This window comes from Bacillus sp. J41TS8, assembly GCF_018333035.1.
Taxonomy (GTDB): domain Bacteria; phylum Bacillota; class Bacilli; order Bacillales; family Bacillaceae; genus Bacillus; species Bacillus paralicheniformis.
The window spans coordinates 1-10,490 of record NZ_BORF01000029.1 but is presented as its reverse complement, the minus strand read 5'-3'; the positions used below and the strand labels follow the sequence as shown (position 1 = coordinate 10,490).

8 protein-coding genes are annotated in these 10,490 nt (G+C 47.3%); 2 read left to right on the top strand and 6 right to left on the bottom strand.

Features of this window, described 5'->3' with window-relative positions:
- Nucleotides 1–159 precede the first annotated feature (159 nt).
- Together KI350_RS22590 and KI350_RS22585 are read right to left on the bottom strand one after the other, a co-directional pair.
- Entirely contained in the window at nt 160–1,428 is a 1,269-nt protein-coding gene (locus KI350_RS22590; RefSeq protein ID WP_026580532.1) for an MFS transporter, read from the bottom strand.
- A 15-nt stretch (nt 1,429–1,443) separates the two neighbouring features.
- Nucleotides 1,444–2,361 carry a bifunctional helix-turn-helix transcriptional regulator/GNAT family N-acetyltransferase gene (locus KI350_RS22585; protein WP_020450152.1) on the bottom strand — a complete coding sequence of 306 codons (918 nt, stop codon included), beginning with the start codon at nt 2,359–2,361 and terminating at the stop codon, nt 1,444–1,446.
- Nucleotides 2,362–2,633: 272 nt separating this feature from the next.
- Between KI350_RS22585 and KI350_RS22580 the strand changes: the two genes are divergently transcribed.
- The gene (locus KI350_RS22580; protein WP_025809540.1) at nt 2,634–4,706 is read left to right on the top strand and encodes a beta-galactosidase; all 2,073 of its coding nucleotides are present in this window, start codon (nt 2,634–2,636) and stop codon (nt 4,704–4,706) included.
- Between the two features lie 6 nt (nt 4,707–4,712).
- On the opposite strand, the gene KI350_RS22575 is transcribed toward KI350_RS22580, so the two are convergent.
- The 4 genes from KI350_RS22575 to KI350_RS22560 all read right to left on the bottom strand — a co-directional run bounded on the left by KI350_RS22575 (nt 4,713) and on the right by KI350_RS22560 (nt 8,316).
- Nucleotides 4,713–4,871 (bottom strand): hypothetical protein, encoded by a 159-nt coding sequence (locus KI350_RS22575; RefSeq protein WP_164468291.1) that lies wholly within the window; start codon nt 4,869–4,871, stop codon nt 4,713–4,715.
- A gap of 76 nt (nt 4,872–4,947) precedes the next feature.
- Nucleotides 4,948–6,093, bottom strand: coding sequence for a phytase (locus KI350_RS22570; RefSeq protein ID WP_025809542.1), 1,146 nt, complete (start codon nt 6,091–6,093; stop codon nt 4,948–4,950).
- 179 nt (nt 6,094–6,272) lie between these two features.
- Nucleotides 6,273–6,731 (bottom strand): GyrI-like domain-containing protein, encoded by a 459-nt coding sequence (locus tag KI350_RS22565; RefSeq protein WP_025809544.1) that lies wholly within the window; start codon nt 6,729–6,731, stop codon nt 6,273–6,275.
- A gap of 94 nt (nt 6,732–6,825) precedes the next feature.
- Complete coding sequence (locus KI350_RS22560; protein WP_020450157.1) at nt 6,826–8,316, bottom strand: peptide MFS transporter; 1,491 nt, start codon at nt 8,314–8,316, stop codon at nt 6,826–6,828.
- Between the two features lie 290 nt (nt 8,317–8,606).
- Between KI350_RS22560 and KI350_RS22555 the strand changes: the two genes are divergently transcribed.
- Nucleotides 8,607–10,343 carry a right-handed parallel beta-helix repeat-containing protein gene (locus KI350_RS22555; protein ID WP_025809547.1) on the top strand — a complete coding sequence of 579 codons (1,737 nt, stop codon included), beginning with the start codon at nt 8,607–8,609 and terminating at the stop codon, nt 10,341–10,343.
- Nucleotides 10,344–10,490 lie beyond the last annotated feature (147 nt).

Genomic DNA, 10,490 nt, shown 5'->3' with positions numbered 1-10,490 from the left:
GAAGAATTTCTTGTGTAGAACATTAGAATGACACCGTCCTTTTCAATCCTTTTCTTTATTATAAAATGAAAAAATGGATAATTTAAGGAAAAAAATAAGACTGTCGAGATTTTCTCGACAGCCTGACCTGTTTTTGAACATCAAAAACAGGTTTTTTCATTATTGCTGGACTGAACGTCCTTCCTGATTCAGTGTGGGGTTTATTTTTTTAGGTTCCGGCAGGAGGATATTCAAAATGCTTGCTGCCGCCAAAATAACGATTGAAAGGTAGAAAGACAGGTTATAGTTGCCTGTTTGGCTGTACCAGACGCCCGGCAAATAAGCGCCGAGCGCCGAACCGAGCTGGTGGCTGAGGAACAGCCAGCCGAGAATGAACCCGACGGAGTACTGCCTGAAATACTGGGTTGCGAGCATTTGCGTCGGGGCGACGGTCGCAAAGTCGACCAAACCGAACAAAACCGCGAAGCAAAGCAGGAGGACCGAGTTGTGGCTCGACAACAAAATGACAAGCGACAGCGCCCTTACGGCATATAAAAAGCACAAAATTTTTCGGCTGCTCCAGCGGTCAGCGACGACGCCGGAAATCAAAATTCCGATGATGTTAAACCCGGCCAGCAGGCTGACAGCGGCGCTTGTTACTTCGGTCGAAAACCCGTGGTCATGCGAAAAAGGGATAAGATGGGTATCCATTAACCCCGTCGTTGTAAATCCGCAAATGAAAAACGGCAAGACGAGGAACCAAAACGTTCTTTTGAGAAAAACGGCTTTGTATGGAATCTTTTTAGGCTGGGCGTCCGGCTCTTCTTTTATCTCGCCGCCCTGAGTGCCGCCGATCGGCTGTACATTTTTTTCCGAAGGATGATTCCGCAATAACAAGATGACGATCGGAAATACGATAACAGCTAAAAACAATCCGAGAACGATGACGGTCACTTGCCAGTTAAACCAGTGGATCAACATGAGCGATCCAGGGACAAGCAGCATCTGCCCCGCGCCGAATCCCGCTTCCATAATGCCGAATGCAAGCCCCCGCTTCTCATTGAACCAGTTGGTCACGATCACGGTCGATGCGACATTCGACGCACCGCCGACGCCGAGAGAAACGATGATGCCGTACAAAATAAACAGTTGCCACGGAGAAGTCACGAGATATGTAAAAAAGATGCTCAAGCCGACCAGAAGCGTGCTGAGAGATAAAATGATCCGCGGTCCGAACCGGTCGACAAGCCTGCCGATTACCGGCTGGGATACGCCGTAGACAATGAAGCTCAGCATGGAAATAAGCGAAATCGTGCCCCTGTCCATTGAAAATTCCTCTTCCCAAGGCTGAATAAAGGCCCCGAAAGAAAGGCGCACTCCTTGGACGGCCAAAAGCGTCAAAAACGTCACAAAAACGATAATCCAGGCGTAGTGTATTTTCCGTTTCATAGATCCTCCATTTCGTCAGCCTAACTCGGCATCCCAGCGTTCTTCCCGGAGCCGCTGTCCCCATAATAAAGTCTCGTCTTTCACTTCCGTCAGTCTGAATCCGAATTTTTCATACAAAGGCCGCGCTTCAGCCATCGTACTTACCGTCCATAGAAAAATCCGCTCAAATTGATTGTCTTTACAATAATCGATGAGATGCTTCAAAAGGCGCGTGCCGACTCCCTGATGCCGAAAAGCGGCATCGACCAGAAACCATCTGAGCTGTACGGTTTTGCCGGGATGTTTGACGAGCCCGACGCATCCCGCAAACCTTCCGGCGCTCTCTGCGATCCAGATGTTTTCGATATCGGCATCAAATGTTTCGTGAAGGTAATCCAAAAATGAATCGTCCCAGCCGTGTGTCTCCGCATAAAACGCACGTTGTTTTTCGATCATTAGTTTGATATCGTCCGATATATAGTAATCTCTTATGGAAACGTCCGATTTTTCGGGCGGCAGGTGTTCCGACAATATGGATTCAATTGTATTCATCGCCTCCGTCAGCTTTTCCTGATGGGGGCCGTCGATATGCTTCAGCATGTATTCGATTTGCTGATTGGCTTTTGCCTCCAGCTTCTTATAAATGGATTCGCCGAAGCTTGTTAAATAGATATAGTGGTTGCGGCTGTCCTCCTCGCTTCTCTTTTTATAGACCATATTTTCCTTTTCGAACCGTTTCAGGATCCGGCTGACATAGCCCCGGTCCAGGCCGAGCGTATCTTGAATCAGCTTGGCTGTACAATCGGCCGTATTGTGAATTTCGAATAATATCCGGGTTTCCGTCAATGAAAAAGGGCTGTCATAAATATGTTCATTCAGAAAACCGAGCACATTTGTGTAGAATCGATTGAACTTTCTGAATTTTAATGTGATAGAATGATTGATTTCTGTCATCTCAAAACCTCTCTTTCTATAAATCGTTGCTTTAATCAATTATAATAAAATAGTTGATTTAGTCAAGTGTATGGAAATAAAGTTAAAAATGTTAATGATAGATTATATTTTACAAATAAAGAAAGATAAATTCAATCCTACAGGAAAATTCATCCACCAGGCAGGAAAGAGGGAAGAAAACAGAGTATATAATCTAACAACCTGTTTTTGTAAGCGTTTAATGTCTGTCTCCGCGTCATATGAAAACGAGGAAGAGAGGATGAAACTTTACGATGGTCAAACCGTATCCCCCGATCAGCCGGAAAGTTCCCCGACTATTGCATGGAGCCGATTACAACCCTGATCAATGGCTTAAATATCCGGACGTTTTAAAAGAAGATATCCGCCTGATGAAGCTGTCCCGCTGCAATGTGATGTCTGTCGGCATTTTCTCATGGGTTTCGCTCGAGCCTGAAGAAGGAAGGTTTACATTTGATTGGCTCGATCAGGTTCTTGATACTTTCAAGGAAAACGGAATTTATGCGTTCTTGGCTACACCGAGCGGTGCCAGACCGGCTTGGATGTCCAAAAAGTATCCCGAGGTGCTGAGAACGGAGCGCAACCGGATCAGAAACCTTCACGGAAAGCGGCACAATCATTGCTATACGTCGCCTGTCTACCGCAGGAAAACGGCGATTATAAACGGAAGGCTTGCGGAGCGCTATGCGCATCACCCGGCTGTCATCGGCTGGCATATCTCCAATGAATACGGCGGAGAGTGTCATTGTGAACTTTGCCAAGATAAGTTCAGAGAGTGGCTGCTCGCGAAATATAAAACGCTGGACCGCCTTAACCATGCATGGTGGACATCGTTTTGGAGCCACACCTATACAGATTGGGACGAGATCGAGTCGCCGGCTCCGCACGGCGAGGATGCTGTTCACGGTTTGAATTTGGACTGGAAGCGTTTTGTCACGGATCAGACGGTTGATTTTTGCCGGCATGAAATTGCCCATGTCCGTTCTTTTAACCCCGACCTGCCCGTGACGACGAATTTTATGGGAACATACGCGGGATTGAATTATTGGAAGTTCGCCGACTTGCTTGATGTCATCTCGTGGGATTCTTATCCGGCATGGCACAACAGCCGGCAGGAAGACAGCCGGCTTGGAGCCGATATTGCTTTTGTTCATGATATCAATCGGTCTCTTAAAGGCGGCCGGCCGTTCATGCTGATGGAAAGTACGCCGAGCATGACGAACTGGCAGGACGTCAGCAAGCTGAAGCGCCCCGGTATGCACGAATTGTCATCATTACAGGCAGTCGCTCACGGATCGGACACTGTTCAGTATTTTCAATGGCGGAAAAGCCGCGGCTCAAGCGAAAAGTTTCACGGGGCAGTCGTTGATCATGCGGGATCAGAGCATACGCGCGTTTTCCAGGAAGTAAAAAAACTTGGGGAAAAGCTCGAAAAACTTGAGGATGTCGCAGGAACGACAGTCGAACCCGAGGCCGCGATTATATTTGACTGGGAGAATCGCTGGGCCTTGGAAGACGCCCAAGGTCCGCGCAATATCGGCATGCATTATGAACGGACAGCCAAATCGTTTTATGAACCGTTTTGGCGTGAAGGTGTACCGGTTGATGTGATTCATATGGAGGCCGATTTCTCCCGCTATAAGCTTTTGGTCGCCCCGATGCTCTACATGCTGAAAGAAGGCACCGCCGAAAGGATTGAACAGTTCGTTCAAAACGGGGGTACATTTGTCGCCACTTATTGGTCGGGCATTGTCAATGAGAATGATCTTGTGTTCTTGGGAGGGTTTCCTGGAGGCTTAAGAAAAACGCTCGGCATTTGGTCTGAGGAGATCGATGCGCTTCATGACGGACAGAAAAATACGATTGTGATGGATGCAGATAACCGGCTCGGGTTAAGCGGGAGCTATGAAGCCAGCGAGCTTTGCGATCTGATTCATTTAGAAGGAGCCGAAGCGCTCGCTCTGTACGGGGAAGATTTTTACGCGGGCCGGCCCGCGCTGACGGTCAATTTGTTCGGAGACGGGAAGGCCTACTATATCGCTTCAAGGAATGAGGCGGCGTTCCAAGAGGCGTTTATATCGAGGCTCATTGAAGAGTGCGTGATTGCCAAAGTGCTCGATACAGAGCTTCCGAAAGGCGTCACCGCCCAGCTCCGCACAGACGGCCGCCACGATTATATTTTCGTGATGAATTTTACAGCGGAACACCGCACGGTCTCGCTTCCGGAAGAAACATATACGGACGTCTTAAAAGGAACCCGGAAAAAAGGCGCTCTCAAACTGCCTCCATACGGAACGAGCATTTTGCGGAGAAGCCGCAAAGCCTAGGAAGCCTCATTCTTCAGGCCGGCGCTTCGTGCAACTTGCAGCAGCGAGCAGGAAGATGACAGCTGAAATATACGCCAACACACCTTGATCGAAAATAAAGAGAAGCACCACATTTGATAAAACCGCCAACATAATAAACACTACAGCATAAAGATTTAGACGCAATACCATCCCTCCATTAATTGTTATCTTAACATGAAGGGATGTGAAAAATCCGCGGGAAATACCCGCGGATCCGTCCTTATTTGGCTCGGTTTTTCAGTTTTCGGGGATTGACTTGATCATCGATATCAGGTTTGTCATCCAGCGCGTCGGCGATTTTTTCCCAGGAGACAATTTTGAAGTTCTGATTGACCGGTTGCCCGTTTTCCGTATTTTCGCCGTCTTGGGCGACAAAGATGCCGTATGGATATGTTTTGCCGAGGCCGAAGCCGATGACGTCGATTCCATCGGTATCGCTTGTCCCGTCGATTTCTTTGCCATTATCAATTGAAAAAGCGGTGACATAGTCGTTTTTCCCGCGCCGGTCATAGATGGCATAGCGGTTATCGCCCTGACTGGATGCGATCAAATACCCTTCTCCGTCTTCTCCGTAGTAAATCGTCAGCCCTTCAATATCAGCGGTTAGATGCGGTCCGTCGGCACGATCGACGATTTTTCCTTTATCTCCGCCGTCCGGCTCGGCGCTGAAAGACCAAATCGCAACATCTTCTTCGGCGATGTACATTTTGCCGTATTCATCATCTGCCGCAAGTCCTTCTGTTTGAGAGCCCATTTTGAATGAGCGGACCTTTTTGCCTTCGACTTGTCCTTTTCCGTTGTCAAACAGTTCATATTGCTCGAATTCTCCGTTCTTTCCGGTCACCATGGCGTAGAACTTGCCGGTTTTCTGGCTGTGATACAGGCTGAAGCCATATACCTCCTCGATATCGGTTTGAATAGGTTTTTGAGGATTGACGATGTTCTTCAGCTTGCTTTTTTTGCCGTCAAAGGCGTAAATTTCAACCGTGTTTTTGCCGTCTGACCGGTTTGAGGCCCCGGCAATATCAATTTTTTTGCCATCGAGCGGAAAATTGTAGCGCAGATCGACATTGTTTAATTTGCCAAATGGATAGGCCGCAAGCTGTTTTCCCTTCAAATCATAGACGATTAAGCCCGATTTTTTGTTTGTTGTGATGAGCCTGCTTTTTTCAGGCTGCTTCGGATGAACCCAAATCGCCGGGTCATCTGCCGCGTCGTCAGGGGTATCCACCGGCTCTGTCTCCGCATCGGCAGTCACCGTGAATTCTTTGTGAGCCGCAGCTTCGTTATGGGGGAGACTGCTCCATGAGGGAGACCATAAAGATGCTGCAAGTGTTGATAAGGCGAGCGTTTTGTAAAAGTTCATATATTAACCTCCTTTTGATAACACTTATCCTAGCAAACCAATGAAAATTATCATTTGCGGGGATGTAAACTTTTGTTAAAAAGCGATGGCTAAAAAAGACCGCCGATACTCTAGAGTGCGAAACCGCAAAGAAAACCCCCGGAATTTTTTCTGGGGGCTGCCTTTAACATCGCTATCTCTCATTGAATCGGAATGTATATATCAAACGCAAGTTCGTTTAAATCCTGATCCATCGGGTAAAATTCCAATTGTGTAAAAGCGTCACAGTTTAAACGAAGACCTTGATCTTTGATCCATTGATAGACTTTTTGATAAGTCACTTCAGGCCGCTCATGCTGCGGATGTCTTGTATGAGCATATGTCAGAGCGGGCGCCTGATAGCTGATCATTCCTTCCGGAAGGGTTTCGGGGAGGCTCTCCGTCTCCATTAATATATAAAAAGTGAATTCCCCTTCGCCGTGATGATCCGATATGGCCCACATACCGCTGTCTTCTTGAACACCGACTATTTCTCCGCGCCGGTCTTTCAGCTGCTGAATGATGCCGTGGAGCTTTTTCGCCCGGGCTTCTTCGAATGAAACGGTTTGTGAAAAGCCAACACCAACAAATCCGGGCTTTGCTGTCTTTTTGATCGCCAAAATTTTATCCTCCCATCCTGCACCGATTGGTTATTCAGTTATTCGCCGGACAAGAAGCAAATCCTTCAGAAAAGGAGTATCGGCCTGTTGCTTTTTAATTGACACCCTTCATAAATTTCTGAATTTTCGGTGACAGCAACATCAAAATGATTCCGAGCAGGATGGATACACCGCCGATGACGCCGAAGTAGGCGATCTCTGTATCAGCGCTGTAAAATCTGACGATCTGTGCGTTGATGGCCTGTGCAGAAGCGTTTGACAGGAACCATAGACTCATCGTCTGCGCTGAGAATGCCGCAGGAGCCAGCTTTGACGTTGCGGATAACCCGACTGGAGACAAGCACAATTCCCCGAGAACGACGATCAGGAAGCTGAGCACAAGCCACATTGGATTGGCAAGCGATTCAGTGCCGTTGATATAAGCAGGGAAAATCATGACGACAAATGACAGTCCGGCTAAAATCAAGCCGAGTGAAAACTTCGTCGGCGTTGACGGCTGACGGTTGCCGAGCCTCATCCAAATCCATGCGAAAACCGGTGCAAGCACAACGATGAACAACGGATTCAGCGACTGGAACCAAGATGAGTGCAATTGGACACCTAAAAATTCTAAATGAGTGCGTTTATCTGCATAGGTGGCTAAAATATTGGCGCCTTGTTCCTGAATCGCCCAAAACATCATCGATGCGACAAACAGCGGAATGTAAGCTGTGAGACGGGAACGTTCATCACTCGTCGTTTTGGAGCTTTTAAACATAACGATGAAATAAATCAGCGGGATCAAAATACCGAGACAGCTGACAATCATCGTAAACAGCTCAATTGTCATCCAGCCCATAAAGACGGAATAGCCAAAGATGGCAGCGATCACCAAAACACCAATTCCAATCCGTCCGAACACCATTTTTCTTTCAGCGGGTGTCAGCGGATTCGGTACCGTTCTTCCGGCCGGTCCGAGGTTTTTCTTCCGTGTCGCCAAATAGGTCAGCAGCCCGAACAGCATGCCGATGGCAGCAAGGCTGAAGCCGAGATGGTAGTTGTATGTCTGGCCGACTGTGCCGACGATAATCGGCGCAAGAAATCCGCCAAGGTTGATCCCCATATAAAAGATGCTGAAACCTGAATCGCGGCGGGTGTCTTCAGGGCTGTATAACTCGCCGACAACGCTTGATACGTTTGGTTTTAAAAGGCCTGTCCCAATGATGATCAAGAACATGCTGATGAAAAACGCGGGGACGCTTCCCGGGAATGACAAAAGTATGTGTCCGAACATAATGAGCACGCCGCCGTAAAACACGGTGTTTGCAGTTCCGAGGAGCCTGTCCGCTATCCAGCCTCCGATGATGCCGGACATATAGACGAGGGAACCGTATACGGCCATAATCGAGTTTGCTGTGGTTTGATCAAATCCGAGGCCGCCTTTTGTCACCTCTGTATACAAATAGTAGATAAGGATGGCTCTCATACCGTAGTATGAAAAACGCTCCCAAAATTCAGTGAAGAATAAAGTGAAGAGTCCGCGGGGATGTCCAAAAAACCCCTTTTGCGGAATGTTTTGAAAAGTTTCTTTTTGATGGTTTGACATTCGCAATACTCCTTCTCTTTCTATGTCTATTATAAAAATCATATTCTTATATAATGTTCGTGTCAATACACCTTCAATCGATTTGAATTTTTGATCGCTAATGCAACAAGTTGTGAAGCGCTTTACAAGCGGATAGTAAAAACTTTTGGAAAAAAATTTAGATGAAAAGATTTTTTAATAAAATTTTACCTATCTCATGTACAAGCGGATTTTACTAGATTGGCATATATATATCGGAAACCGTTTTACAAAAGGAGGCTGAAAACAGCGTGCAGCAGCAACCTGAGGAAATGAGAATGACAGTGGTTGACGCGACAAAGTTCGGTGCTGTCGGCGACGGCAAAACAGACTCCACAAATGCGATCAACGAATGTTTGGCGTGGACAAAGTCGATGGGATACAACACGGTATGGATACCGAACGGCACGTACCTGATTGACGGGACGAAAAACAGCGACCCGCGTGCTCCGTTTCGCGGAGCCGGCATCAATGTTCCGGGCAATATTGAAATTTTGATGGACGCGGAGACCGTCATCAAGGTAAAACCGAACAGCTCATGGGGATACGCTGCTTTTTATATAGGCGGAACATCCAATGTGAAAATATCCGGAGGCAGCATCATTGGGGAAAGGGATGAACACACATATACACCGGCGCCGAGACCGACCCATGAATGGGGATTCGGAATTTGTATCGAAGGGGCGTCAAATGTCGTTATTGAACATGTGAGAATAGCCGATTTTACAGGAGACGGAATCATTATCAGCAACGGAGGAGACGGCTATAAGCCGTCAAAGCGTATTAAGGTAACCAATTGTGAAATCAGGCGCTCCAGAAGAAATAATTTGTCGATCACAGGGTGCGACAATGTTCTTGTTGAAGGATGCGAAATTGCAGATGCGGGGACAGGCAACGGCACGGCTCCCCGTTTTGGGATTGATATAGAAGGCTACAGTGAAGGAAACATCGTCTATGAAGAACCCGTTAATGTCATCATCCGAAACAACGTGTTAAAGGGCAATGTCAACAATGCCATTTCCAATTTCAACGGCACTTCTGTCATCATCGAAGGCAATATCGCAGACGGTACCATTTCATACGGATACGGGACGAGTACGACGATTGCAAACAATATCATCAAGAAAAACCCCGAATCCACCGGACAGAGCATCGGAATTAACGGCCTCGGTGTAGGGGCTTTGGAAGCAAGAAGCGATGCCGTTATAAAGGGGAATTTGATTTCGGGTTTTACGACAGGCATCGATATCCGCGGAAAAAGCGTTTTTGCCACGGGAAATCAAATCCGTGATTTTGTAAATGCCGGAATTCTTGCTTATCAAGCGTCGCAAATCTTCATTGAAGGGAATAATATCGAAAACGACGTGCCTGAGCAAAGGTCCGGCACCGCTCTCAGCATCACGCAATCAGACAATGTAACGTTTTCCGGCAATCAGATCGCAAATGTCGTACTTGCGGTCAGGAGCACAGGCAATGACGTCCAAATAAAGGATAACGTCATCAAGCAATTCTCCAGAGGCATCTGGATATCGCAAGGTAATGCTGTGATAGAAGGAAACTTTATTTCGCCGGCCGGCTTTCAAACGGTGCCGGAGTCATATGCCGTATCCGTCACAAATACGGCTTCTGCAGTCATTCGGAAAAACACCTTCACCCGCTTCAGAAACTTTCCAATATACTGCTCGACAAATGAGCATACAAAAATTATCGGAAACGACATCGAAGATTCACCGCTGATTGTCACGCTGTATCTCACCCGCGGAACCCACGAGATTATTGGCAATACGATCACGCTCGGCAGGCCGACCTTGCCGGCTATCCTCATTTATCTCGACCAATCGTCGAACTCGGCGATCCTCGACAACACGCTCCGCAGCAATACGGCCGCAAGGATAACGGCAATTCAAACCAATACGTCAAGACAAACCCTGATCATCGGCAATACGATTGTCAAAGGAATGATCCATTCCCACGAGACAGATACGGTTCATGGAAATATCGAAGTTTAGGCTCCCTTTGATAGGGAGCCTCAGACCGTTGACAAAATAGGTCGGATTTCTATGATCCGACCTATTTTTGTCCATTTTGTTCTATTTTTTCGACGAAAAAGCTGGCGATGAGGACCTTTCCAGGTCCAATTCGCCAGCTTTTTGAGA